At 60.4% G+C, this 25,446-nt stretch carries 19 protein-coding genes; 7 read left to right on the forward strand and 12 right to left on the reverse strand.

Annotated elements, in window-relative coordinates; all coding sequences use genetic code 11:
* Positions 1–268: 268 nt before the first annotated feature.
* Positions 269–1,069, reverse strand: a complete 801-nt coding sequence (locus tag DW870_RS00005; protein ID WP_035137314.1) for an SDR family NAD(P)-dependent oxidoreductase — start codon at positions 1,067–1,069, stop codon at positions 269–271.
* Positions 1,070–1,363: 294 nt separating this feature from the next.
* On the opposite strand from DW870_RS00005, the gene DW870_RS00010 reads away from it, so the two are divergent.
* Positions 1,364–3,127, forward strand: coding sequence for a hypothetical protein (locus DW870_RS00010; RefSeq protein WP_117848833.1), 1,764 nt, complete (start codon positions 1,364–1,366; stop codon positions 3,125–3,127).
* 389 nt (positions 3,128–3,516) lie between these two features.
* Here DW870_RS00010 and queA read toward each other — a convergent pair whose 3' ends face one another.
* The 3 genes from queA to DW870_RS00025 all read right to left on the reverse strand — a co-directional run bounded on the left by queA (position 3,517) and on the right by DW870_RS00025 (position 5,951).
* Entirely contained in the window at positions 3,517–4,728 is a 1,212-nt protein-coding gene (gene queA / locus DW870_RS00015; protein WP_117770602.1) for a tRNA preQ1(34) S-adenosylmethionine ribosyltransferase-isomerase QueA, read from the reverse strand.
* 70 nt (positions 4,729–4,798) lie between these two features.
* A complete protein-coding gene (locus tag DW870_RS00020; protein WP_117876579.1) occupies positions 4,799–5,374 on the reverse strand; it encodes an epoxyqueuosine reductase QueH in 576 nt (191 codons plus the stop codon).
* A gap of 10 nt (positions 5,375–5,384) precedes the next feature.
* A complete protein-coding gene (locus DW870_RS00025) occupies positions 5,385–5,951 on the reverse strand; it encodes a DUF3267 domain-containing protein (protein WP_117770604.1) in 567 nt (188 codons plus the stop codon).
* A gap of 132 nt (positions 5,952–6,083) precedes the next feature.
* Between DW870_RS00025 and DW870_RS00030 the strand changes: the two genes are divergently transcribed.
* The gene (locus DW870_RS00030; RefSeq protein WP_117876581.1) at positions 6,084–8,234 is read left to right on the forward strand and encodes a class I tRNA ligase family protein; all 2,151 of its coding nucleotides are present in this window, start codon (positions 6,084–6,086) and stop codon (positions 8,232–8,234) included.
* A 36-nt stretch (positions 8,235–8,270) separates the two neighbouring features.
* The gene (locus tag DW870_RS00035) at positions 8,271–9,374 is read left to right on the forward strand and encodes an RsmB/NOP family class I SAM-dependent RNA methyltransferase (RefSeq protein WP_117876583.1); all 1,104 of its coding nucleotides are present in this window, start codon (positions 8,271–8,273) and stop codon (positions 9,372–9,374) included.
* A 24-nt stretch (positions 9,375–9,398) separates the two neighbouring features.
* Here DW870_RS00035 and DW870_RS09290 read toward each other — a convergent pair whose 3' ends face one another.
* Complete coding sequence (locus DW870_RS09290) at positions 9,399–9,569, reverse strand: hypothetical protein (RefSeq protein WP_158565173.1); 171 nt, start codon at positions 9,567–9,569, stop codon at positions 9,399–9,401.
* A 190-nt stretch (positions 9,570–9,759) separates the two neighbouring features.
* On the opposite strand from DW870_RS09290, the gene DW870_RS00040 reads away from it, so the two are divergent.
* Positions 9,760–10,851, forward strand: a complete 1,092-nt coding sequence (locus DW870_RS00040) for a hypothetical protein (RefSeq protein ID WP_117639734.1) — start codon at positions 9,760–9,762, stop codon at positions 10,849–10,851.
* A gap of 80 nt (positions 10,852–10,931) precedes the next feature.
* On the opposite strand, the gene DW870_RS00045 is transcribed toward DW870_RS00040, so the two are convergent.
* Entirely contained in the window at positions 10,932–11,822 is an 891-nt protein-coding gene (locus tag DW870_RS00045; RefSeq protein WP_117876585.1) for a DegV family protein, read from the reverse strand.
* A gap of 319 nt (positions 11,823–12,141) precedes the next feature.
* On the opposite strand from DW870_RS00045, the gene DW870_RS00050 reads away from it, so the two are divergent.
* The 3 genes from DW870_RS00050 (at position 12,142) to DW870_RS00060 (ending at position 15,158) form a co-directional block, all read left to right on the forward strand.
* Complete coding sequence (locus DW870_RS00050; protein ID WP_117758764.1) at positions 12,142–14,058, forward strand: fructose-1,6-bisphosphatase; 1,917 nt, start codon at positions 12,142–12,144, stop codon at positions 14,056–14,058.
* Positions 14,059–14,136: 78 nt separating this feature from the next.
* Positions 14,137–14,532 carry a GtrA family protein gene (locus DW870_RS00055; protein WP_117758763.1) on the forward strand — a complete coding sequence of 132 codons (396 nt, stop codon included), beginning with the start codon at positions 14,137–14,139 and terminating at the stop codon, positions 14,530–14,532.
* Positions 14,533–14,750: 218 nt separating this feature from the next.
* Positions 14,751–15,158 carry a GtrA family protein gene (locus tag DW870_RS00060; RefSeq protein ID WP_022095123.1) on the forward strand — a complete coding sequence of 136 codons (408 nt, stop codon included), beginning with the start codon at positions 14,751–14,753 and terminating at the stop codon, positions 15,156–15,158.
* Positions 15,159–15,317: 159 nt separating this feature from the next.
* On the opposite strand, the gene DW870_RS00065 is transcribed toward DW870_RS00060, so the two are convergent.
* The 6 genes from DW870_RS00065 to DW870_RS00090 all read right to left on the reverse strand — a co-directional run bounded on the left by DW870_RS00065 (position 15,318) and on the right by DW870_RS00090 (position 25,446).
* Positions 15,318–16,202 (reverse strand): DUF4430 domain-containing protein, encoded by an 885-nt coding sequence (locus DW870_RS00065; RefSeq protein WP_233508891.1) that lies wholly within the window; start codon positions 16,200–16,202, stop codon positions 15,318–15,320.
* Between the two features lie 9 nt (positions 16,203–16,211).
* The gene (locus DW870_RS00070; RefSeq protein WP_158561621.1) at positions 16,212–19,994 is read right to left on the reverse strand and encodes a DUF4430 domain-containing protein; all 3,783 of its coding nucleotides are present in this window, start codon (positions 19,992–19,994) and stop codon (positions 16,212–16,214) included.
* 431 nt (positions 19,995–20,425) lie between these two features.
* Positions 20,426–22,189 carry an AarF/ABC1/UbiB kinase family protein gene (locus DW870_RS00075; RefSeq protein WP_117639742.1) on the reverse strand — a complete coding sequence of 588 codons (1,764 nt, stop codon included), beginning with the start codon at positions 22,187–22,189 and terminating at the stop codon, positions 20,426–20,428.
* An 8-nt stretch (positions 22,190–22,197) separates the two neighbouring features.
* Positions 22,198–22,614: a hypothetical protein gene (locus DW870_RS00080; protein ID WP_022095127.1), complete on the reverse strand. Its 417-nt coding sequence runs from the start codon at positions 22,612–22,614 to the stop codon at positions 22,198–22,200.
* A 99-nt stretch (positions 22,615–22,713) separates the two neighbouring features.
* The gene (locus DW870_RS00085) at positions 22,714–24,237 is read right to left on the reverse strand and encodes a C69 family dipeptidase (protein ID WP_117770612.1); all 1,524 of its coding nucleotides are present in this window, start codon (positions 24,235–24,237) and stop codon (positions 22,714–22,716) included.
* 354 nt (positions 24,238–24,591) lie between these two features.
* The gene (locus DW870_RS00090; RefSeq protein WP_117848839.1) at positions 24,592–25,446 is read right to left on the reverse strand and encodes a bifunctional 5,10-methylenetetrahydrofolate dehydrogenase/5,10-methenyltetrahydrofolate cyclohydrolase; all 855 of its coding nucleotides are present in this window, start codon (positions 25,444–25,446) and stop codon (positions 24,592–24,594) included.

Genomic DNA, 25,446 nt, shown 5'->3' on the forward strand with positions numbered 1-25,446 from the left:
TTGCAAGCGGTCGGCGGGGCCATTGTGGCTCTTGACAGCGGATTGGGTCATATGAGCGAGCGCCCACCAGAGCGAGCAAGGTGCCTTCAGGCAAAATGGCGCCACAGGTTGAGCATAAGTCAGCGAGCGGGCCGCATTTGAGACAAGGTGACGTGAAACGAAAGGGCGCTGACCTTCTGGTCGCGCCCTTGAAGTTGAACGTCAGATTGTCCAAATGCGGCCCGCGCAGCGTCGAGCCGTTACGCGGTTTGGTAAAACCGCGTAACCCCTAAGGCCGCTGGCCCATGCCACCCTCGAGGGTGACGGTCTCGCCGTTCATGTACTTAAAGTCGGGACCGCAGAGCTGAACGACCACGCGGCCGATTTCCTTCTCGACGTCGCCGTAGTGACCAGCCGGCGGCATGTGGACGTTGGCCTTGAACGCCTCGGGGTAGGCATCCTGGAAGTTCTCGAGCGCAGCGGTCCAAGCAAGCGGGCACACGATGTTGACGTTGATGCCGTCGGGGCCCCACTCGTTGGCGGCAACGCGGGTCAGGCCGCGGATGCCCTCCTTGGCGGCAGCATAGCTGCACTGGCCATAGTTGCCAAACAGGCCGGCGCCCGAGGCAAAGTTGACCACGGAGCCCTTGGTCTCCTTCAGGTGCGGATAGGCCTTCTGCATGTACAGATAGGTAGCATACAGACCGGAGTAAATGGCCAGGTTAAACTGGTCCATGGTGTGATCGGCGATGGTCACGCCCGAGGCGCTGGCCTGAGCATTGTTGACGACGGCGTCGATGCGGCCGAACTCCTCAATGGCCTTGTCGATGACGTTCTGGACGACGGCCTCGTTGTCCTGACCAGCTGAGACATCGGCCTGAACAGGCAGAACCTTGACGCCGTACTCGGCCTCGAGGGACTCCTTGGCAGCCTCGAGCTTGGCAACGTTGCGGCCGGTAATAACGAGGTTTGCGCCCTCCTTGGCAAAAGCGATATCGATGCCGTAACCGATGGAGCCAGCGGAACCGTCCTTGAGCGTGGCCTTGCCGCCGCCGGTGACGATCACGGTCTTACCAGTGAAAAGTCCCATACAAAGTCCTTTCGAATCGCGACGGGCACGCCCGCCGACTGCGCGTATCCAACTTCACGCGCCAAAAGCTGAAATGCAACTTTAGCGTGTTCAAGTGAAAAATAAAGACCGCAGCAGGCGAACGGCGCAACGTCATTCGGCGAAGGGATTGTCAAGTACAAACTGGATAAAGCGGCCGAGTTGTTGTTATCAGATCGAGCCATCGAACACGTTTTGAAACTTTGCTGCGGCGCGCGGGATGTCGGCGCGAGACTTTATCATAGGGTGACAAACAACGATGAGGAGCACATGCCTATGACAGACGAGCTGGACCCCCAGACTCAACAGCATATTGATGATCCCGCAGACGTCACCGCAGATACTGACGCTGTGACCTGCGATGGTATCGACATCGACGACCCCATCTTGGACGAAAGCGCTACGGCGGAAACCCCCGAAACAGAAAACGCCGATGAGCAAAACGACGATGCGCCCGCTCAGGACGACGCCCCTGTACAGGACGACGCCCCGCAAGCTGCGGGCCCCATCGAGGTGTCTTCGGAAGAAGAGCTCGATGCCGTCATGGACTCCATGATGGACGCCGTCAAAGCGATGAAAGACGCCGTGTCCGATGCCGATATTGATGCCGAGGAAGAGGAGGCTGCCGAGGCCGCCTCGACCTTTGTGCCCGGCGAGACTCCGGTTGCCGACCAGGGCAGCACCATGCCCTCGTTTCTGCAGCTCGAGCACCCCACGATTGGCGCCGATGCGGTCGATCCGCACGCAGCAGGCTTTTCTGTGGTCGAGGGCGGTACCGGCAATATCGCCGCGCCGCAGGCTGACGATGCGGACGCTGCCGACACCGCTCGCCCGACCGCCCCGCACTACCCCGCCGCGAGCCACGATCTGGGGACCGCTGTCTCGAACACTGCGAACGCCGTGGGCACCTTTATCGCCCAAGGTGCCTCGGCCATGCGCGAGATGAACGCCGCGAAAAAGGCACTTGCCGATGCCCGCGCCCACCTGGCCGAACTTGAGCAGCGCATTACCGATCAGACCGAGGAACTCGAGACGCGCCAGGATATCGCAGGCCGCTACGACCAGATCGTCGCCGACCAGCGTCAGGCGATCGCCACAGCGCAAAAGACCGCTGCGGCAGCCGAGATTGACCGTGATGCCCACGCCGCCAAAGCGACAGAGCTCAAGAGTCAGTTCGAACAAATGAAGACAGAGGATGACGCGACTGAGCTCCGCCTGAAGGCCGCGCTCGACGCCGTGGAGGCCCGCGAGGCGAGCTCGCGCGAGACCGGCAACCGCCTCGTTCGACGTCTTGAGGATTCCAAGCGTATCCGCGACAAGGTGAAGGCCGAGCGAGACGCCGGCATTGCGGCCGCACAACAAACCGTCGACGCCACGCGCGCCCAGCTCGAGACGCTGCGTCATGAGTATGCCGAGCTGCAACGCAATCCCTCGGCAAATCCCGCCAGCTATACGGTGCGCACCAGCGAGCTCTCGATGCAGATCTCCGACACGGCAGATGCCCTGCGTAAAGCCGAAGAAGATGTCCCGCGCATCACCGCCGACCTTGAGCACTCGCTTGCCGCAGCCGAGCAGGCCGTCGAGCAGGCTCAAGCCCCCATTGCCGAAGCCAAACGCGCACACCAAGCCGTGACGACTGAGGCCGATGCCGCGCGCGACGAGCTGCAGACGGCGAAAACTGCCGCCACGACGCGCCAGCGCGAACTGCGCGAGAAGATCGCCGCCGAGGACAAGGCACGCCGCGACCAAGAGCAAAGCATCGCCAACGCCCAAGCAGATGCCGCACATGCACAGTCGATCATCGAGCAGGCGACCGAGGTACATGACCATCCAGAGATCACTGAGTCGCTTGCAGGATCCTTGGCCCGAGACAAAGCCGAACACGCCGAGACCGAGCGAGAAGTCGCCCAGCTCGAGGCCACCGAGGACGCGGTGCGCGAGCGTACCCGCGACTCACGCATCAAATTCACCGGCGCCATCGTCTGCATCGTCGCCGCAATCCTGGTGATCATCCTAGTCTGGCTGTTCGCAAGCAAGTAAACCAACCGCCAAAAAACGCTCAACGCAGTTGCGGTGAGATAGTTCCTGTTTAGCCCCAAAAAGGCCAATTCAAGAACTATCTCACCGCAACTTATTTAGATCGACGCAAGGCAACCTACCCCTCTTGCACCGATCTCATGACATAAGGACTGTCCCCAGGTGCCGGCACAAAAGGAACGTCCCCAAGTGCCAAGTGCCCAATGACTACTCAACAACCACGGCAACACCGATGTAATGGCAGAGTCAGCGAGCGGGTCACATTTGAGACAAGGTGACGTGAAACGAAAGGGCGCTGACCTTCTGGTCGTGCCCTTGAAGTTGAACGTCAGATTGTCCAAATGCGGCCCGCGCAGCGTCGACCGGTTACGGCGTTTGTAAAACGCCGTAACCTACTGAATGAGCATGGCGTCGCCAAAGCTGAAGAAGCGGTAGCGCTCCTCGATAGCAGCAGCGTAGGCATCCATGATCTGGTCGCGGGTGGCAAGCGCGCTCACGAGCATCATGAGCGTGGAGCGCGGCACGTGGAAGTTCGTGATCAGCGCGTCTACCACGTGATAGGTCGAGCCGGGCATGAGGTAGAGCTGCGTCGTGGCGTTCTCGCGCACCACGATGTCACCGCGGCCAAGCGTGTCGGCTCCGTCCTCGCGGCCTTCAAAATAGCGCGCCGTCACGGCCGGATCGAACACCGGGGCTTCTGCGTCAAACGCGCTCTCGAGCGAGCGCACCGCGGTAGTGCCGACGGCGATCACACGATGACCCTCGGCTTTCGCCTTATGCACGGCGTCGACAACTTCCTGCGACACGTGGTAGCGCTCGGTGTGCATGACGTGCTGCGTGGGGTCGTCCTCCTCCACCAAGCGGAAGGTATCGATGCCCACCTCGAGCTCGACGGCGGCAAACTTCGCACCCTTGGCCTCGATAGCGGCCATGAGCTCGGAAGTAAAGTGCAGACCCGCCGTGGGAGCTGCAGCCGAGTGTTCCTCTTTCATGGCGTAGACGGTCTGGTACTTCTCGGGATCGCCCTCGTAATCGGTAATGTAGGGCGGCAGCGGCACGTGGCCGGCAGCATGGATGGCCTCGTCGAGCGTGCGCGGCTCGCCGGCGGCATTGCAACCGGCCGGCTCAAAACGCACCAGGCGGCCGCCGCGGCTATCGGTGACAAAGTCGATGACCTCGGCCGTCAGCACCACGGGAGCCCCCTCGGGCGCATGGGCGCCGCCCGCACGATACTCAATCTGAGCACCGGGCTTCAGGCGCTTACCCGGCTTGACCAAGCACTCCCAAACATGGCCCAGCGGATCCACGTCCTCGCGGCGCTTGAGCAGCAGGGTCTCGACCACGCCGCCCGATCCCGTTTTACGACCGATCAGACGGGCCGGCATCACGCGCGTCTGATTGATGACGAGCACGTCGCCCGGCTCGATATAGTCGATGATGTCGCGGAAGATGCGGTGCTCAACGGTACCGCCGTGCTCCAGCGGCGTTCCCGCCTGGGAGCCCTTGCGATCCACCACCAGCAGGCGGCAGGAGTCGCGCGGCTCGGCTGGAGCCTGGGCGATCAGTTCCTCAGGAAGGTTGTAGTCAAAATCATCGGTACGCATAGACACGTCGGATACTCCTTATATAGCTAAAGTCCGCTCTACATCCTAGCAGGCTGACGTCCCAAATGAACTACTTTTTGGACGCTTTGCGCTCGTCGCGGATGCGGGCGCGGTCCATGGCCGCCTCGACAGCCGAGAAGCGGCAACCACAGTAGTTCTGCCGATACATGCCCAGCTCGCGCGAACGGCGTGTCGCCTCGGGGTAATACGGACGAAAATCGCGAATCACCGGAGTGAGACCGCGGGCGGCAGCCAGACGCTCCAACACATCATTGCAGGTTTCGAACAACTGATACGGCGAGACGGCGAGCGTCGTACCCACAAACTCAAACCCACGCTCCTGGGCCACGCGGCACGCCTCGGCCAAGCGCAGGGCATAGCACGCACGACAGCGACGGGGCCGATCGGCACCCAACGGAGCCACGCCGGTTTCCCAGCGTTCGCGGTCCTCCCCCGCCTCGATAAGCTCGATGTCGCCATCGGCACACCACCGGCGCAGCTCGTCCAAACGCCGCTGCCATTCATCGTGCGGCTGAATATTGGGGTTGGTCCAGCAGATTGTGGGCTCAAACCCTTCCTCGCGCAGCAGGCGGACCGGCTCAAGAGAGCACGGCGCACAGCAGGCGTGCAACAACAACGGCTTCATCGACATCTCCTCACCCGAAAAAGCGCACGCCGAAGGACGTGTCCTCGCAGGCGACAATGCGGCGGTCGCGCAAAATGGTCCGCACGTAATACCAGTCGCCCACACAGCCTGACAAATGCAAGCCGGCCGCCAGATAGCACAGCAGCGGATAGCCCGAAAACGCAAACCCCAGGGCAAGCGTTGTCGTCACAACAGCCGTCGGTGCCAGGCAAACCGCCATGTACCGCCGGCGCGAATACACAACGCCCTCGGCGCAGGCATAGATCATCGCCGTCTCGCGATTCGCCCCAAAGGTCACCTGCGCGCCCGCAGGCGCCAGCAGCTTAAAAAACACACCGTGCACCAGCTCGTGCACGGCAAATGACGCCGCAGAAACCGCAGCCAAGCCGACTATCCAGCCCACGACAGCCATCCAGCCGCCCGCGTCAGCCGCATCCAAGTCTGCAGGCCCGCCCAGCAGCATAAACACCGGCGCCAGGCACACGGCAAACACGCCGACTACGACCATCCCCCACACGAAGCAAGCGTGCAGAAATTCCTCGTCTTCAAACGCATGTATGTTGGAAATCTCATTCATAGCATCTTAGGATAGCGCCCCTGCCACGTACCCGTCCGCATGTGCGATAATGTCGAACGATATGCACGAATTGACCACTGCGCCGCCGAGCCCCGCGCCCGGCCGCGCTCTCACCATATGCGAAGGAGTCCCATGGCATCCAAATACTCCATGAACGACCGTCCCAGCTGGCCTCGCCGCGCCATCGTTACCGCCGGCGAGCCCTACGGCAACAAGGGCCTTCACTTTGGCCACGTCGGTGGCGTCTTTGTCCCGGCCGACTTCTTCGCCCGCTTCCTGCGCGACCGTCTGGGCCGCGAGAACGTCATCTTCACCTCGGGCACCGACTGCTATGGCTCGCCCATCATGGAGAGCTACCGCAAGCTCAAGGAGAACGAAGGCTACGATAAGTCCATCGGCGAGTATGTCGAGTCCAATCACTCCCGACAGGCCGCGACCCTCAACAACTACAACATCAGCTGCGACATCTACGGCGGCTCAGGCCTTGAGCCGGCTGCGCAGATTCACAACGAGGTTACCGCCGAGATTATCAAGCGCCTGCACGAGCAGGGCACCATCTCCAAGCGCTCCACACTGCAGTTCTACGACGCCAAGGCCGGCACGTTCCTCAATGGCCGCCAGGTGATCGGCCGCTGCCCCATCCAGGGCTGCAAGTCCGAGAAGGCTTATGCCGACGAGTGCGACCTGGGCCACCAGTTTGAGCCCGAGGAGCTCATCGCGCCCAAGAGCCAGCTCACCGGCGAGGTGCCCGAGCTGCGCCCGGTCGACAACCTCTACTTCGACCTGCCGGCCTACCTCGACTTTATGAAGGCCTACACCGCCAAGCTCGCCCAGAGCCCGCAGGTTCGCTCAGTGGTCTCCAAGACCATGGAGGAGTGGCTGCTGCCGGCTCAGCTCTACATCCAGAACAAGTTCCGCGAGGCCTTCAATGCCGTCGAGGACCAGCTTCCCGAGCACACCGTGCTGGAGCCCGAGGGCAACAAGAGCAGCTTTACCGTCACCTTCCCCAGCTGGAAGGAGCGCGACGACGCCCACGCGGTGCTCGCCAACGGCGGCGTGCGCTTCCGCAGCGGCAAGGCGCTCGTGCCCTTCCGCATCACCGGCAACATCGACTGGGGCGTTCCGGTGCCCGAGGTCGACGGCGTAACCGACGTCACCTGCTGGTGCTGGCCCGAGAGCCTGTGGGCGCCCATCAGCTACACGCGTACCGTACTCGCCCGCGACGCCCGTGCCGCCGGCGTGACCGAGGGTGTCGCCGCCCAGGACGCCGCCCTCATGGGCGAGCCCGCCGCCGATTCCACGCAGGTCTCCGCGCCCACCTACCAGCACAGCTCGCTCGACTGGCGCGACTGGTGGTGCTCGGACGACGCACAGATCTACCAGTTCATTGGACAGGACAACATCTACTTCTACTGCATCGCGCAGACCGCCATGTGGGAGGCCCTGGGTTGGAACCTTACGCAAAGCACCGTCAGCGCCTGCTACCACCTGCTCTACATGGGCAAAAAGGCCAGCTCGTCCTCGCAGACGCCTCCCCCGCCGGCAGACGACCTGCTCAACCACTACACCTGCGAGCAGATGCGCGCGCACTGGCTGTCGCTCGGCCTGTCCGAAAAGCCGGTGAGCTTTAGCCCCAAGGCATACGACACCCGCGTGACCGGCAAGGACAAGGACGGCAACGAGGTGCGCGCCTGCGACGACAAGCGCGTCATCGATCCGGCCCTTAAGGAGAGCGCCCTTTTGACCGGCGTGTTCAACCGTCTGGCCCGCAGCTGCTTCTACGGCGTCGCCGTCAAGGAAGGCGACGAGAGCCCCTATCGCAACGGCTGCATCCCCGCCGGTGCGGCCTCTGCCGCCGTGGTCGAAGCCGCCGAGCAGGCAGCCCTCGCCTTTGAGCAGGCTATGTACAAGTTCGAGACGCACCGCGCGCTTGCCGTGTGCGACGACTACCTGCGCGCCGCCAACAAGCGCTGGAGCGACGCTTCCAAGGCCGCCAACAAGCTCGAAGGCAAGGCAGCAAACGCCGCGATGACGCAGGCCCTCGTCGACGCCTTTACCGAGCTGCGCGTGGCGACCGTGCTCATGCACGGCATCGTCCCTGCCGGCTGCGAGCTCATCTGCGAGTACTTCGACATCGACCCGGTCGCCTTCTTTAGCTGGGATAACATCTTCGCCTCCACGGATGAGTTTGTGGAGAGCCTGGGCGAGAAGCCCGGCGAGCACCGCGTAAAGCCGCTGCCCCCGCGCTTCGACTTCTTTAGCAAGCACGAGAGCCAGTACTAAACACTCGACATGTAATGGAATGGGAAGGAAAGACGGATGTCCAAGCCGCGTCGTCGTAAGCAGAAAAAGCAGGTCAAGGCCGAGCTCAAGCTCAGGCAGTTTGCCGCCACCGAGCTTTCCGACCAGCTTGCCGCCCTTCCTTGCGCCGCCGACCTGCCGCGCTTTATGGTCGACACGGTCGCCGGCGCCTATGCGCCCGCCGATGCCGAGCTCATGATCGAGGGCTTCGGCGCCGCGGCCACACGCCCGGTCACGCTGCGCGCCAACACGCTCAAGGCAACCGCCGAGGACATCGCTGCGGCGCTCGATGCCGCCGGCATCGCCCACAACCCCGTCACCTGGTACCCAGACGCCTTCATCCTGCCCGAGGCCCAGGTTTCCGATCTGTGGGATCTCGGCATCTACCGCGACGGCAAGATCTACCTGCAGAGCTTGTCGTCCATGATGCCGCCGCTGGTCCTGGGCGCACAGGCAGGCGAGGACATCCTGGACATGTGCGCAGCCCCTGGCGGCAAGACGACGCAGATCGCCGCCCTCACGCAGGGGCAGGCGCACCTTACCGCCTGCGAGATGAGCATTCCCCGCGCCGAGAAGCTCGAAGCCAACCTCCACCGCCAAGGCGCAAAAAACGTGCCCGTCATGCGCACCGATGCACGCGAGCTCGACGAGTTCTTCCGCTTTGACCGCATCCTGCTCGACGCTCCCTGCACCGGCACGGGCACCGTCATCAGCGGCAACGAGAAAAGCCTGCGCGGCCTGACCGAGCAGCTGCTCGTCAAATGCGCCCGCTCGCAGCGTGCGCTTCTGGACCGCGCCATGGGAGCCCTCAAACCGGGCGGCACGCTCGTCTATTCGACTTGTTCGATCTTGCCGCAGGAAAACGAGGACGCCCTGCAAGAAGCCCTCGACAAGCATATGGACTGCGAGCTCATCCCCCTCGACGGCACGCCAAGCGAAAGTGAGGCACGCCGTGCCCAGGAAGCTGGTGAGGAGCCGCGCATCGAGTCCAACGCCCTGACCGAGGCCATTGCCGCGGGTCAGGTATCGGCCATCGCCAACGGCCTGCCCGGCACGCTCACCATTCCGCCCAGCCGCGAATTTGAGGGCTTCTACATTGCCCTGATCCGAAAACGCAGCTAGCGCACGGATCCAAAACTCAACAAGCTATCTCCGTGCGCGTTTGCCCTGCTGGTCGCGATGCTGTTTAAGCATCGTGCGCTCCTTGCGTTCGGCCCTTTTGCCCTTAATGGCCGTGACCACAAAGTAGATGACCGCGGCGGCAACGATTGCGGCCACACACAGGCCGATCGAGCCAAACATTGCTGTCAATTCCATACCGCGTCACCTCTCTTTTAAACGGGACTTTCAAGATAGCACCTCGATCACCGCCACCACAGCTCCTTCACGTTCGCCGCCCTTCGGTCTAACGGAGGACGCGGCGGGGAAAAATCAACTCGTCAAACGATTTAGCATTCGCAATTCCGGCTGCATCGCGCCGGCCGTCATCACATAGAATCGAGCTTCCATGGATACCCTCAACGATCTAAATGAGCGCGTCGACGCCTTCGTCGGCACCAGCTCTTTCGACACGCCTGCCGCGGCAAACGACCAAGCCCCCATCGATGTGCCCGCCGAGGTTCACGAGGACATTGTCGCCTCGGTCGATTTCTCCGAGGTCGAGCTCGCAGACGAGTTCACCGAACCCCAGGTAGCTGTGACCCCCAACGGACTGCTTCCCATGGAGCCGCTGCCCATCGACGGGCGCCTGCGCAAGGCGGCCCTTCGCATGCCTGACGAGATTGAGGAGGCCAGCGGCTTCACGCTCTTCGGCCGTCGTATCAAATCGCTCATCTACACCACCGACGTCGCGGTCATCCGCAACTCCAACGCCGATGCCGTCTTTGCCGTTTACCCCTTCACGCCGCAGCCCGCCATTACGCAGGCGTTGCTGACCGTCGCCGAGTGCCCGGTCTTCGTAGGCGTGGGCGGTGGCACCACCACCGGCAAGCGCTCCGTTCAGATGGCAGCCGTCTCCGAGATGCAGGGCGCGGCGGGCTGTGTGGTCAACTCCCCCGCCACCGCCGAGATGGTCGAGCACATCACCAACATCGCCGACATCCCCGTCATCGCCACGGTCGTACGTTGCGACGACGATGCTCACGCAAAGGTGCGCGCCGGCGCCAAGATTCTTAACATCGCCGCTGGCAAAAACACGCCGCAGGTCCTGCGTGAACTGCGCGAGCACTATCCCAACCTGCCGCTCATCGCGCCGGGCGGCAAGACGCCCGAGAGCATCCGCGAGACCATCGCCGCCGGCGCCAACGCCATCATCTGGACGCCGCCTTCGGCACAGCAGCTACAGACCGACATGATGCAGCGTTATCGCAAGATGAAGGAAGACGCCACGCCCGTTATCTCGCGCGACGATGTGCCCATTATCGACCAGGTCGCCGCCGCCGAAGTCAGCCAGGTCGAGAACATGAATCCCGACGTGCCGATTCCCGACGAGGTCATCGAGCGCGTCGCTTCGATCCACGAGCGCGTCGAGGAGCGTCGCGCCAACCGCGGGCTCAAGCCCTCACTGCACGGCTTTTTCTTCCGAGGAAAGAAACGCTAGCAAAACATCTTGGCCCGCCCCACAAACGTGAGGCGGGCCGTTTTCGTTTGGGCAATCATGCAGCGATGTGATGGGGCAAATTAATCCACGCGCTTGTCGCCCATAAAGAAGAGCGCCACCGTACCAGGTCCGGTATGCGAGCCAATCAGAGTACCGATGTTATTGATCTCAATCTTGCCTTTAAGCTGCGGAACCTGTTCCTCAATCAGCGCCGCAACTGCTTCGGCATCCTCGCGGCACGCCGAGTGCGACATGATGCACTTACCCGAATAATCCGCACCGTCCTGCACGTGTGCCATCATGGTCTTAGCCATCTCGGAAATCGCGCGCTTCTTAGTGCGAATCTTCTCACGTGGCGACAGCTTGCCGTCGCAATCGACCGTCATAAGTGGGCAAATCTTAAGCGCCGTGCCGATGATCGCGCTCGCAGCCGAAATGCGACCGCCGCGCAGGTAGCTCGACAGATCGGTCGAGAAGAACCAGTGGTGCAGGTTGAGCTTATGCTCCTCGATCCAAGCGGCCGTCTCGTCGAGTGAAGCCCCGCTATCGCGCACGTCGGCGGCACATTCCGCCAGCAGGCCAAAGCCCGAAGACGCTGCCAGCGAATCGATGACGCGCACCTTGCCGCCCTGGGGATAGCGATCCGCGAGCATCTGCGCCGCAACGCAGGCCGATCCATACGTGCCCGAAATACCCGACGACAAGGTCAGGTGCAGCACGTCTTTACCCCCGGCAACGAACGGTTCCCAAAACTCCTCGTACTCACCCACGCTCACCTGAGACGTCTTGGGCATGGCGCCCGCGGCAATCTGGGCAAAAAACTCGTCCGGCGCAATCGACTGATACAGATCGTCCGTATAGACAACATCGTCGATCTCGTAATGAAAACACACGACAGGGATATTGCGCGATTCAAAGAACTCGCGGGTTCGATCGGCGGCGGATTCACAGGTCAGGACAAAATCACTCATATGAGGCTCCTTACTCATTGCTGCGCAAATTATCGCACAGCAAATGTGAATACGGTACAAATGTCCACTATTTACCAAATTGAACCAAAGGTAGTGAACATCTTTACCGTCATCATCTCTATCGATCCCGGAGGCATGCGCCTGCAAAACGACCCCGCGTCTCCATTCAACCGCCATATCCACCTCGACTAAATCGATTTACCAAACCGTTCGGCCAACAATTCGACCTCCCATCTCCAATCGAAACAAAAGCGGCGCATACTGATAAACGTTTGACGCTGTTTTTATCAGTTTTAGCAACCACATCGGAAGGTGCCTCATGGTCGCATTCGATCGCAATCCGCAAGACTTCAAGTATCTGCGCCTGCTATCGAGACAGTTCCCTACCGAGCAATCCGCATTCACCGAGATCATCAACCTCTCGGCCATCCTCAACCTGCCCAAGGGCACCGAGCATTTTATGAGCGATGTGCATGGCGAGTACGAAGCCTTTATGCACATCCTCAACAACTGCTCGGGCGTCGTGCGCGAACATGTCGACGAAATCTTTGGCGACACGCTCTCCTTTGACGAAAAGGGCGAGCTGTGCACGCTCATCTACTATCCGCGCGAGAAGATCGATCTTGTCCGCAGCCGGCGTGAGGACTCGCCCACCTGGTACAAGACCATGCTCGACCGACTCATTGTGGTCGCCCGCTCGCTTTCGAGCCGCTATACCCGCTCCAAAGTGCGTAAGGCCATCCCGCGCGATTACGCCTACATCATCGACGAGTTGCTGCACACGCATCCGGATGAGAACAACTACCGCGTGCGTTATCACGAGCGCATTATCGAATCCATCTTGGAGACCGCCAGCGCCGACGACTTTATCGAGTCGCTCGCCTCACTCATCAAGCGCCTCGCCGTCGACCACCTGCACCTGGTGGGCGACATCTTCGACCGCGGTGGCGGCGCGGCCAAGATTATGGACCGCCTGCTTACCTATCATTCGCTCGACATTCAGTGGGGCAACCACGACCTGCTGTGGATGGGCGCCGCTGCCGGCGAGCCCGCCTGCATCGCCACGGTGCTGCGCAACAACCTGCGCTACGACAACTATGAGATTCTTGAGAACGACTATGGCATCTCGCTGCGCGAGCTTGTCGCCTTCGCCGACGCCACCTATACCGCCGGCGAGTCCATCAGCCCGCTCATCAAAGCCATTAACGTCCTGCTTTTTAAGCTCGAGGGCCAGATTATCCAGCGCCACCCCGAGTTCGACATGGCAGATCGCCTGCTGCTCGACAAGATCGATCACGACGCCAGCACGGTCACGCTTGCCGACGGCAGCGTATGGCCGCTCACGACCAACGACTTCCCCACCGTCGATCCGGCGGACCCCTACACGCTCATGCCCGAGGAGCAGCACATCATCGACAAGCTCGTGTCCGAGTTTGTCACCGCCGATCACCTGCATCGCCACATCGATTTCCTCTATACCCACGGCTCCCTGTATAAGGTCGCCAACGGCAACCTGCTCTTCCACGGCTGCGCGCCGCTCAACGAAGACGGCACCTTTAGCAGCATGAACTGCCTGGGCACCTGGCACGCCGGCCGCGATTATTTTGATTTCTGCGACCATATCGCCCGCCGCGCGTGGCGCGTTGGCGACCGCGATGCCCTCGACTGGATGTGGTACCTGTGGATCGGCTTTAACTCACCCGCCAGCGGACGCGTGGTGCGCACGTTCGAGCGCGCCTACCTCGCCGACAAGAGCACGTGGGTCGAGCCGATGGACCCGTACTATACGCTCACCACATCCTCGTCCGTTTGCGACGACATCATGCGCGAGTTTGGCGTCGCCCCCATGGCTTGCTCGCCGACGGGCCACATCATCAACGGCCATACGCCCGTTAAAACCACCAAGGGTGAGCAGCCCATCCGCGCCGAGGGCAAACTGCTGGTCATCGATGGCGGCTTCTGCCGCGCTTACCATCCCAAGACGGGTATCGCCGGCTATACGCTCATCTCGAGCTCGCGCGGCTGCCGCCTCAAGTCGCACCGGGCCTTTACGACGGTTGCCGAGGCACTCACGCGCAACGTGGACATCGAAAGCGAGACCAACCGTTTTGACCAAGCAGACCGTCGCCGCATGGTGAGCGACACCGATTCCGGAGCCAAGATCCGCAGCCAGATCCAAGACCTGCGCCAGCTGCTCGATGCATATAGAAACGGTGCTATCGAGGAGCGCGCCTAGCACCACCCGTGGGGATTGGCTAAACTTGCTGAGTTTGTCATCCCCGCGGCGCCCCGGCGCCACCATAAGGCAGGTACCATGCAAAAGCTCCTTGCGCAGATCATGAAATTTGGCGTCGTCGGTGTCATTGCCACGGTTATCGACTTTGGCATTATGAATCTGCTCCACTACGGTCTGGGCCTCAACATCCTAATCGCCAATACCAGCGGCTTTATCGTCTCACTCATCTTTAACTACCTCGCAAGCATGAAGTACGTGTTTGCGCACAAGGAAGGCATGAGCCGCCGCCGCGAGTTCATTATCTTTGTCGTGCTGTCCGTGATCGGCCTGGCACTCAACGACGGCATCGTGTTGACACTCAACGCCGGCCTGGGGCTCGAGGCCAATATCGCCAAGATTTGCGCCACCGCGCTTGTCATGGTCTACAACTTTGTGACCCGAAAGATCTTCCTGGAAGGCGATGAGACCAAGTAACTCGCAACCTTACAGCTTTACAATGCCCACGGATGACGCGCGTCGTGCGCTGTGTTGTTCGTGGGCATTGCTCGTTTACGGGCAAATTTTCAACGTTTGCGGATTAGCACTTGATAATTTGGCGAGTTCGTATAGTTCTTGGCAAAGACCTTACGTTTCCCTTGCAAAAGCTCTAAAGTATCCTCTGCTCGATTCATCAACGCATTGGATGTGATTACGTGCGCAAGGCACTGGCACAACCTCATACTAAGCAGTTCCTCAAGTTCGCTGTCGTGGGCCTTATCTCCTTTGGCATCGACTGGGGTATGCTCATTGCGCTCGTTGAGCTGTTCCACCTCGACTTTTTGATGAGCACCACGGTCTCGTTCATCACGTCCGTCGTGGTCAACTACTGGCTCAGCATGAAGTACGTGTTCGACCATCGCGAGGGCATGAGCCGCAAGCGCGAGTTCACGATCTTCACCATCCTGTCGGTGATCGGCCTGGGCCTCAACGACCTGTACATGTTTGTGGGCGTCACGTTTTTGAGCATCGGCTACCAGGCCATGAAAGCGATCGCTACGTTCCTCGTCACCTGGTACAACTACTTCAGCCGCCGCTTCTTCCTCGAGGGCGCACGGTCGTAGTCGATTCACTATTTGCTTGAATGTATAACCGGTTGGAATTCCCGTTCCAACCGGTTTTTTGTTTGCCGAGAGACCCGGCGACCCAGTCCTCTACGCATGAAAAACGGGTGGCCCGGATGCTTATCCGAACCGCCCGTTTGGTGCGATATGTCGAGGCCTCTAGCCTGTAACGTAATACCAGACCACGTTGTCGCCGTTGGAGAGAACGTAGTTGCTGCACGCCGTCATGGGCGTTGTGCCGTTGACGGAGTACATCCAGCCACTCGTGCCGCCGTACTGTTTCTCGGCCAAACCACCAATCGCGGAGACATACGTGCCGTACGACGAGCCACGTGCGTTGACAGAAAGGCCCAGCGCGTACAGGGCATCGTAGACGGTAGCGCCTTCGTTAAAGGTAAAGGTGCCACCAGAGGACACAGGATTGCCCACGGCGCTCGATGTAACCGAAACCGTCACTGTTACGTAGCTGGACTCCTGCGAGCCGCTCTGGCCGCCCGAGGGAGCGCTTCCGCCATTAGAGCTGGAGGCTCCATCAGACGACTGGCCGCCGCCCGAAGAAGCACCGCCAGACACATTGGAAGTATCGCCGGTTCCCGTATTCTGGGCAGCGGATTTATCTCCAGACTTCTTGCCGTCCTGACCATCGGACTTCTTGCTATCCGAGCTTTTATCCGATTCCTTGTTTGAAGACTCGGAATCGTCCTTGGACTCATCCTTTGCGTCATTCGATGACTTGGAATCCTTGGAACTGGCCTCGCCCGAAGTCGTAGTCGAGCCAGACGCCTTGGTGTCCTTGGTGACGACGCTCTCCCCCGTCACGGTCTGAATGATCCAGTCGATGGACCAGGCACCGCTTGTGGAAGGATGGACGAAGCCCAGCGAGACGACGATCAGAATGGTGCACGCGGCAGCCAGAACGCCAAGGAGCGCCTTGCGACGAGGGGCGGACGCCGCCGAAGCGGCGCCCTTTTGCTTTGCATCGTCGAACTGAATGAACGAGGAATCTGGTTGCTTGGGATCAGCGTCCTTGGATTTATTGGACACAGCCCTCACCTACCGACGTTTGGTGAACACGAACACGCCGACGATGGCGAGACCGATGACGCCGGCGGCAACGCCAACAATGGCGAGCGGGTTGATGCCAGTCTCCTGCTCGGAAGCGCTAGAGGACTTCTTAGCAGCGGTCGTGGAAACAGCACCCGTATCGGACTTGGAATCGGACTTCTTGTCGGACTTGCTGTCCTTCTTGCCAGACTTCTTGTCAGACTTCTTCTCGTCCTTCTTATCGGACTTATCGGAGTCTTTCTTGTCGGACTTGTTGTCCTTGGTCTCGGTCTTGGTCGACACCGTCGTCTTGGTCACCGGCTTCTTGCCCGGGGCAATAGCGCCGCCCTTCGAGCCGGAGCCAGAACCCGCGCCAGCGCCAGCACCGGAACCGTTGCCAGCGCCGCCGTTGCCACCATTAGTGCCAGAACCGCCATTACCGCCAGGGTTAACAGCATTCTTGGTCCACTTGGCATACAGCGTCAGATCGGCCGTCACCGGCGTGCTAAAGTCATACGCCTGCGTGCAAGCCTCATCGGTATACCAGCCAGCGAAGGTGTAGCCATCGCGCGTCGGATCGGCCGGCTTGACCAACTTGCCGTCGGCCGTAGCAACAAACTTAGTGTCGCAAGCAGACCCGCCGTTGGAATTAAAGGCGACCGTCCAAGACTCAACAGCCCCGAGTTTGAACAGCGTGCCCGAGTCATTGATGTAGTACAGGTTGCCAGATGCATCGGCAATGACCGGAGAGTCACAGTACTGGTAATGGCCAGCCGCATCATAAATCTGCGTCGCCTCTGCATCGCCGAGCGTATAGCGATACACGCCACCACCAGCAGAGTAGTTGACGTAATCCTTGCTATCCGCGCTGTTAACGGTGAAGTACACATAGGTCTTGCCGCCCTGAACACTCACCAGCGGAGTAGCAGCAATACCGTTGAGGCCAGCCGGCAGCGCCTTGCCGTCGGCAGCAGCGACCATCGTGGTCTTACCCGTCTTCAGGTTATAGAGAACCAGAGCAGAGCCAGTACCCGTCTGTCCGCCGACAATCAGATTGTCACCAGACACCGCAGGGGCGCTCAGATTATTCGTAAGGCCCAGATCAACCGTCTTCTGTTCACTCAACACGCCCGTCGCCGAAAGCAAAATCACATGGAGCTTTCCATCGTGCGTCATCTGATAAAAGGTCGAACCATTGGACGGATCGGCAATGCAATCGGCATTTGCGACAGCGCCGAGCTTCATGGTCGAAACGACATCGCCCGTCGTCTTATCAATGCACTTAAGCGTACCCGCGCTCGTAGGAACGATGGCATACTTATCCGTCAAAGCCGCACCAGTCCAGTAATAGCCCTCGGCAGGGTCGATGTTCTGCCAAGAAACTTCGCCCGTGGCAATCTTAATGCGCGCAAAGGAGCCGTTGCCGTAGGTCGCGTTGTAATTCTCGTCATACGAAATATCGACCGAGCCTACATAGACGTACTCGCCGTCCGAAACGACGGTGCAGGAGCTCTGCGTCAAGTCCGTCAAACCAGGCGTCAGCCACTTGCAGATCAGCTTGTCTGCAGTAATCGCCTGGACCGCACCGCCGTTGAGCGGAACGATGATAAGGCCATTGGTATAGATCGGACGAGAGGTATAGCTCACCTTGGAGGCAAGCGGCGCAGAGGCAACCTTTTTGCCCGTGGACGAATCGATCTTAATGAGCTCGTTCTCGGTCGCGATGTACACAAAGCCGTTGGCGATGACAGGTTCGCTGCAGTTGGCATACTGCTGACCAGACTCGGCCTTCCAATCGAAGGCCCACTTAAGACCGGCAGCCTGCGCAGGCGTCTTGGCATCCGTTACGGTCGAACCGTTGCCACTGTTGCCGTAGCCGGCCCACTCGGCATCCCAATCAGGAGCCGTCGCGCTCGGGTCCACGACAATCTTGTCGGGGTCGGGCATGGGCGAATTATCGGTGGTGTAGGCAAACGTAACCTTGTCGCCGCTCTTGAGCGTGACCTGGTTGGCGCAGAGAGATGTGAGCTCTCCGTTGATATACAGATGCCAATATCTATTGGTCGCACCATCCCAGCCATACGGCTTGTGATCGAACGGCGAAGTAATGGAATTAAGGAGCCAGTACTCACCACTCTGGGAGCCGTTATACGCAACGCTCTTGGCCTTCAGAAATGCCTCAATAAGGTTCTGGGCCGTGGAGCCTTCGGGCAAAGAAACATTGCTTGCCGAGCCCCAGCGAGTATTGTTGCCGTTGACATCGGGACCGATAACATCGACAGACCCAAGAACCTGGCCAGGAAGGGCATCGCTGTCGCCAGCATACATAAAGGTGACGGCGTCACCCTCTTGGAGCTCGTAGGCACCAGCGCCAACGTTCTTGAACTCGCCATTTACGTAGAAGCGCCAATAGCTATTGGTTGCAGCATCCCCGACATAGGGCTTACCGTCGACGTCGAACGGCGAATAAATGCCGTTGAGGAACCAGCCCCAAGACGATTCGCTAGAATCGAGCCTAAGACCAGTCTGCTCCAGCAAATCCTTGGCAGTAGAGCCCGCCTTGAGACCCGTCTGGCCCGTCGAGGCCCACACCTGCTGTTTGCCGTCCTTGTCCTTGCCAAGCACCTGAACGGAAGCATGGACGGAATCAGAGGGCAACTGGTCGCCCCAGCCACCGTAGAACCACGTAACGGTATCGCCGGCATGAATGGTGACATTGTCCGCCGTGTAGTCGCTCGACTTGCCGTTGATGAACAGCTGCCAAGAGGTCGAATAATCGAGCGGCGTACCCAGCTCAACGCCGTTGTACTTAAGGCTCAGAATGAAGGAGCCCGCAACAACGGCGTCAATATCATTCGCCTCGAGCGCGACCTTCGTAAGGTCAAGTGCGTTCGAGCCGGACGTCACCACATACTGCGCGTTATCGACCCAAGTCTGAGTCTTGCCCTGGGCATCGCGACCAATGACGGTCACATTTGCGGCAACCTGGTCCTTAACGACAGGGGACGAGCTACCAGCCGTATAGGCAAACTCAATCTTCTGCCCCTGGGTGAGCTTGACGCCGCTCGCGCCAACCGAGGAAGACGCGCCGTCGACAAACAGCTGCCAGTAGGCATAAGTCGCCGGATCGAAGGCAAGCGTGCGGCCATCGCTCGGGGACGTAATGCTTTCGAGGTAGAAACCGTATGCCGTGTTCGGATCGTATTTCGCCTTGAAGCCCACCTTCTGCTGCAGCTTAACGAAGGCGTCCGCAGCCGTCGAGCCCTCGTCGAGCTTAAGCTGCGTAGGTGCCACCCAGGTCTGAGCCTTGCCGTCGGCATCGGTGCCGATAATCGAGAACGAGACCTCGACTTGCTTCTTGGCGACATCGCCAGTTTCTGTCGGGCTCTCCGTCTGAACGGCAGCCGCGGCGGCAGATCCTGCTTGGCCAGTGGGCGCCGTCGAAGACTGCTCGCTCGTGGCAGGGCTCTCCCCCGTCGCCGAGCCTTCGTCGCCAGTTGCTGCCTCTGTTGTGGCGGCACTAGCCGCAGGCACGCCCTCGGAATCCGAAACCTCGGTGCCGCTCTGCTCAGTGGTACCGCCCGCAAGCGCTGCGTCCTCGCCCGGCGTCGCAGCCTGAGCCACGGCCTCGGCAATGCCCTCGGCGCCCTCGGCCCACAGCTGAGCCGGCGTGGTGCCAAAGGCCATCGCGAAGGCCAGGAATGCCACCAGGCCGCGCTTGGCTACGCCGCGTGCAATCGCGCCACGGCGATGCAGCGAGGCGCGCTCGCGCTCGTCCTCAAACATATCCATTTGTCCCCCATTGTCTGTACTTGGAGCATTGCCCAGCGGCTGCCCCACGTCATCGCGCATGTTACGCTCGAGTTCCCCCATCGGGGTCCCCCTTCCCTCCAGAGCCCTATGCACACCGGCGGCATACGCCGCAGCCGCATGCAAGATGGGAGGCGATCCGACTTAACCTTAACGGCTCAGGCGCGTCGTCCGATCTGCGACGCGAACATCCCGAGCCAAGAGGAATTACGGTTACTGGTACAGCCGGGGACTTGCACCCCGATTCTCCCAAACGCGCAGGAAAACCGCGCGTTCGTGCGTCTCCGCACCACCATCTAGGCCATCGATTATTATCGTCAAAATGGTATCACGCAAAAGGGCCCCGCACACAGGCGAAGCCCAAGGTAAAAGCTATTGTTTGCGATAGGAAAAAGCGGTGACGGTCGCAGCCTCTAGTGTTTGCCGCCGTGGCTGTTGAGCCAGATATTGCGGCCCAGCATAAGCGCCAGCACCAGCGCGCTCACGTAGCCCATAAAGCCAATGACCGGGATACCAAACACAACCGGCTCGATGCGTGCGTAGTACACCACCGACGAACCGATAAACAGGCCGGCGATAACGATAGCCATCGACATGCGGTCGATAATTCCGCCCAGCTGTCGCAGTGCCTTATCGCTGCTCATGATCTGCGTGTTCACCTTAAGCTGGCCGCGCGTAAGCATGCGCGAAGCCAGCCCCAGGTACTCAGCCGCCTCGAGTGAGCCCTTCGCCGCGCGATAGCTGCTCGCGGCAAGATCGCGCCCCATATCGCGCACACGCGCATAGGTGCTTTTCTCGTTTTTAATGTGCGTTTGGATGATCTGGATCATGTTGACGTTGGGCATGTACTCGGTCAGCAAACCCTCGAGCGTCACCATGCCGCGCGCGAACATCGTCACCACGCTCGGCAGCTCAACATCGTTTTTGCGCGCCAGGTTTAACAGCGAGGTCAAAAACTCGCCGATATCAAGATCCTTCAGGTCAAGGCCCGCAAAGTCAGCCACGATAAAGTCAAGGTCGGACAAAAACGCTGAATGATCGAGCTCGGCCGAATCGCCACGCGTCACGGCGAAGCGCATGAGCGAATCCTTGAGCTTGGGAACGTCACCCTCGGCCACGGCGAAAATCATGTCCTTTACGATACCGCGATCGTGACTCGACATGCGTCCGACCATGCCCAAGTCGATAAAGTAAACGATACCGTCCTTGAGAATGATGTTTCCCGCATGCGGGTCGGCATGGAAAAAGCCGTCGTCGAGCACCTGCGTCGAGTAGTCCTCGACGATCGCGGCACCGATCTTTTCCAAGTCATAGCCCTCGGCCACCAAGCGTTCAGGATCGGCGATCGAAATGCCGTCGACGTAATCCATGACCACCACGTGCTCGGTGCATAGGTCCAGATAGGATTTAGGGCACGTCACGCCATGAACGCTCTTATGGAACTCGTAGAAGTCGTTGAGGTTTTTGGCCTCGGCCAAAAAGTTGGTCTCCTCGCGAAACGAGGTCCACAACTCCTCGACTACGCCGTGCAGGTCAACGAATTGATCGGTGTTGACGAACTTGGAAACGATACGCACCACCGAGCGGATGATATCGATGTCCTGTGCCATAACCTGCTGCGCACCGGGGCGCTGCACCTTGACGGCCACGTCCTCGCCCGTCACCAGACGAGCGCGGTGCACCTGCGCGAGCGATGCGCTACCAAGCGGATTGGGGTCGATCGCATCGAACATCTCCCCCAGGCGCAGGCCGTATTCTTCTTCCAGACAACTGAGTACGACCTCGTACGGCACCGGCTCCACGTCGGAGCGCAGACGACGCAGCTCGTCGCAAAAGCGTTGCGGCAGAATCTCGGACCGGTTGGCCAGAATCTGCCCCATCTTGACGAACATGGGGCCGAGTTCCTCGAGCAGGCGGCGCAAACGAACCGGCGTGAGGTTATCCCACACGCGGTACTTTTTGACCAGGCGAACAATCTGTCCGATGCGTTCGCGACGACCCGCCGGCGTGAGCTGGTATTCCTCGTCCGGCGCCATCGCGTCGGGCTCTTCGGGCACCATATCGACAGCGCGCGGCTTTTTGCGAGCGCCCGAGACGGCGGCATCGACCTCATCGACAACCGCCGCCTCGTCACCCAAAGGATCTAGATTGTTGTAATCGGTGGTGGAATCTGCCATCTGCGCTGCTACTCGGCCTCTTCGGTATCCTTCGCATCGTCGGGCTCAACGGACTCGACGGGCACCGAGGTCACGTTGTCCTCGACCGAATCGACGATGTCGCGCACATGGGCTAGGAAGGCCGTGCGCTCAGGGGCGGTCATAACGCGGACGCGGGCAAGGATGAGCTCGTCGAGCACGCGCTGGGCCGCAGTCTCGCCCTGTATGCCCAAGCGCTCGGTCAGATCGGAGATGGTGCCACCGGCCTGCTCGAACATGTCGGACACGCTGCGGGCGATATCGGGGGTGGCGGTGTCCTTGCGGACCTGCTCGCCTTTGGTGTTAAGGTCGTCGAGGACCTTCTTGCCGCCTTCGACAGCAACGGCGGCAGCGCCAAAGCCCACGTTAATGGCGCCGTTAACAAGCTGATCGAGTTTCATAACCATGGTTGTCTCCAATCACAAACAACTGCATTGGCGTTCTTGTACCCAAGATTGAGCGAAAGCGACAAAGCGTTTTAGCGCTATTCGATCGACGGGAAATCCCTACCTCACGTTGTCGTTCATCGCGAAAGAGTTCTTCATGGCGCAGCTCGTGGTGTAGAGCACCTTGCCCAGCAGGGCATCGGTCTCCACGCGAACACGCTCGGCAAAGGCCTCGTTGGCGCGTGTAAGCTCGGAAGGCACCTCGGCCTCGGGCAGAGCGGCTACGGCAGCGTCGACGTCATGGATCTGCTTGTGGCCCATGCCACCGATCTTCTCCTGATAATCCTCGACCGCGCGGCCGCACTCATGGAAACGGACGTCGGCCAGGGCACCGATCAGGCGGTTGGCCCAGTAGAAGTTTTCGGACGTCACGCGAGCCTGCGTGTCGGCATAGTACTCGGGCATGGTCTCGACGTTGGCGTACAGCGGAACCAGCGCGTTAAACGAGTTGGAGCCAAAGGCCATCCACTGCACGGCGCGATAGGCCGGCTGCGCATAGGAACGCAGCTGCAACACGGCGAGCTGGCTGTTGCGGTTGATGCCGATGGGGCGATAGGCGCCGCGCGTGGCGGGCGTGCCCTTGCTGCCGTAGCAGTCGTACTCCGTGCCCTGGTAGTGGCTCGAAAGCACGTACTTAATGTCCTCGATGGTCACCTTGCGCTCGGGCACGCGGCTCCAAGGGATGTCGTCGCTCTCGGGCGTGAAGTCGGCGTCGGGGCCATCCCACACGTCGCTGGGGTTGAGGCAGCGCTGCATGTACCAGGCGCGCGGCGTGTTGTAGACATGGTCGCTGTCGCTGTGCGAGCCAAAGGCCTCGCGCGGGTTAAAGACCACAGCCGGGCCGTCGCCCTCGACGCCCAGCGTCAGGTCCAGATGCCACTCGGCCATCCAGGCGCGCAAGTCGGCGGAGCACATATGGTCGGCCTGGGCGCCCTCGGCGTCATCCAGGTCAAAGCTGTCGATACCCAGCTGGTTGGGCATGGTCACATAGGCGTCATCGGGCACACGCTTGGCAATCCAGTGGTGACCACCGATGGTCTCGAGCCACCAGATCTCGTCCACATCACTAAAGGCGATGCCGTTGTTCTCGTAGGTGCCGTAGCGCTCGAGCAGGTCGCCCAGGATACGGACGCCGTCGCGGGCGGACTTGGCGTAGGGCAGGACCAGGGTCACCATATCCTCCTCGCCCAGGCCACCAGGTTGCGCCGGCACATAGCCGTCCTCACCCTCGTTGCCCTTGGCGGGCACGTAGTCCACGAGTGGGTCGGCGCCGCGGACGCGCTCGTTGGTGGTGAGCGTCTCGGTTGCGGACATGCCCACATTGAGCTCGTTGAAACCGGCCTCGGCCCAGATGCCGTGGCCCGGGACAACATCGGGGACGCTCGTGTAGCGCATGGGGTTATCGGGCAGTTCAACGGTCAGGTGACTCAGGACGCTCGTGTAGACGCGCGGCTGCTCGTCGGGATGCACCACGCGCATACGCTTGGGCTCAAACACCCCGTTGGACGAGTCCTCGTTACGCGCGACCAGGGTCGACCCGTCGTAGCTTGCGTTTTTACCGACCAGAATCGTTGTGCACGGCATGCGCATCCTCCTTGAGTGAAGAAATCAAACGATAACAGTGTATCGCTTCGGCGCAGAAAGGGCGAAACCACGGCCTCGGCAGCCCCCGTGGTCAAAAAATGCCAAATATGAGTACTGTCACCAATTTAGTGGCAGCAAATTTCCCTGTAACGAGTGCCGAAAATCCCCATTTGCCCAAAAGCAAGACAACGTTATTCCCCATAAGTTCAATAAAATAGGCTTCCTAACGATAATGGATACCGTTAGGAAGCCAAAAAGACGTAAGACATATGTGACTATCTTGGCAACAGTACTCATATTTGGCATTTTTTGTCCACGGGGTATAGAACTAACCCCTCAAACAGCCCAAAACGCCTATTTCAATGCGCGCTCGGCCGCTTCGATCACGTGTTTGGCGAGGATCGCCGTCGTCACAGCTCCCACGCCGCCCGGCACGGGCGTGATGGTGTCAACAACCGGCTCTGCAGCATCAAAATCAACGTCCCCGACCAGCTTGCCAGCGGCCTCGTCCCAATTAATGCCAACATCGATGATCGTCTGGCCCTCGCGAACGGCATCCACGCCAATCGTACGCGCGCGTCCAACGGCGGCAACCACAATGTCGGCAGAACGGCACTCGGCAGCAAGATCGCGTGTATGCGTATGGCACATCGTCACCGTGGCATTGCGAGCCGTAAGCATGGCGGCAACGGGACGACCAATCACCAGAGACCGACCGACGACCGCAACCTTGGCCCCATCCAGCTCAACACTGTAATGGTCCAGCAACGCCAACACGGCCTCGGCCGTGCAGGGAGCAAAGCCCTCGCCACGACCCGAAAGCGTGGTAAGCAGCGAGGCCGGCGTCATGGAGTCAACATCCTTGGCGGGATCGAGCGCCGCGGCAAACGCATCCTCGTCAAGGCCGGCGGGCAGCGGGCGGAACATCAAACAGCCATGAACAGCCAAGTCGGCATTAATGCCCTCGATAGCCGCCAGCAGCTCGTCCTGCGAGACGTCGGCAGGAAGCAAAACGCGACGAGCCTCGATGCCAACCTTTTCGCAGCGTTTAAGAGCGCCACGCTCATAGGACAGGTCGTCCTCGCGCTCGCCCACGCGCACGATAGCCAACGTCGGAACAACGCCCCGCTCGCGCAGGGCTGCGCAGCGAGCAGCAAGTTCCTCAGTCAAAGCGCGAGCAACGGGAGCACCCTTCAGCAGTTCAGCCAT

This window comes from Collinsella sp. AM38-1BH, assembly GCF_003467545.1.
GTDB lineage: Bacteria > Actinomycetota > Coriobacteriia > Coriobacteriales > Coriobacteriaceae > Collinsella.

Bases quoted from the DNA above. Each gene is read 5' to 3' on its own strand.
- DW870_RS00005 (WP_035137314.1), bottom strand. From the start codon at position 1,069: ATGGGACTTTTCACTGGTAAGACCGTGATCGTCACCGGCGGCGGCAAG.
- DW870_RS00010 (WP_117848833.1), top strand. From the start codon at position 1,364: ATGACAGACGAGCTGGACCCCCAGACTCAACAGCATATTGATGATCCC.
- queA (WP_117770602.1), bottom strand. From the start codon at position 4,728: ATGCGTACCGATGATTTTGACTACAACCTTCCTGAGGAACTGATCGCC.
- DW870_RS00020 (WP_117876579.1), bottom strand. From the start codon at position 5,374: ATGAAGCCGTTGTTGTTGCACGCCTGCTGTGCGCCGTGCTCTCTTGAG.
- DW870_RS00025 (WP_117770604.1), bottom strand. From the start codon at position 5,951: ATGAATGAGATTTCCAACATACATGCGTTTGAAGACGAGGAATTTCTG.
- DW870_RS00030 (WP_117876581.1), top strand. From the start codon at position 6,084: ATGGCATCCAAATACTCCATGAACGACCGTCCCAGCTGGCCTCGCCGC.
- DW870_RS00035 (WP_117876583.1), top strand. From the start codon at position 8,271: ATGTCCAAGCCGCGTCGTCGTAAGCAGAAAAAGCAGGTCAAGGCCGAG.
- DW870_RS09290 (WP_158565173.1), bottom strand. From the start codon at position 9,569: ATGGAATTGACAGCAATGTTTGGCTCGATCGGCCTGTGTGTGGCCGCA.
- DW870_RS00040 (WP_117639734.1), top strand. From the start codon at position 9,760: ATGGATACCCTCAACGATCTAAATGAGCGCGTCGACGCCTTCGTCGGC.
- DW870_RS00045 (WP_117876585.1), bottom strand. From the start codon at position 11,822: ATGAGTGATTTTGTCCTGACCTGTGAATCCGCCGCCGATCGAACCCGC.
- DW870_RS00050 (WP_117758764.1), top strand. From the start codon at position 12,142: ATGGTCGCATTCGATCGCAATCCGCAAGACTTCAAGTATCTGCGCCTG.
- DW870_RS00055 (WP_117758763.1), top strand. From the start codon at position 14,137: ATGCAAAAGCTCCTTGCGCAGATCATGAAATTTGGCGTCGTCGGTGTC.
- DW870_RS00070 (WP_158561621.1), bottom strand. From the start codon at position 19,994: ATGGATATGTTTGAGGACGAGCGCGAGCGCGCCTCGCTGCATCGCCGT.
- DW870_RS00075 (WP_117639742.1), bottom strand. From the start codon at position 22,189: ATGGCAGATTCCACCACCGATTACAACAATCTAGATCCTTTGGGTGAC.
- DW870_RS00080 (WP_022095127.1), bottom strand. From the start codon at position 22,614: ATGGTTATGAAACTCGATCAGCTTGTTAACGGCGCCATTAACGTGGGC.
- DW870_RS00085 (WP_117770612.1), bottom strand. From the start codon at position 24,237: ATGCCGTGCACAACGATTCTGGTCGGTAAAAACGCAAGCTACGACGGG.
- DW870_RS00090 (WP_117848839.1), bottom strand. From the start codon at position 25,446: ATGGCTGAACTGCTGAAGGGTGCTCCCGTTGCTCGCGCTTTGACTGAG.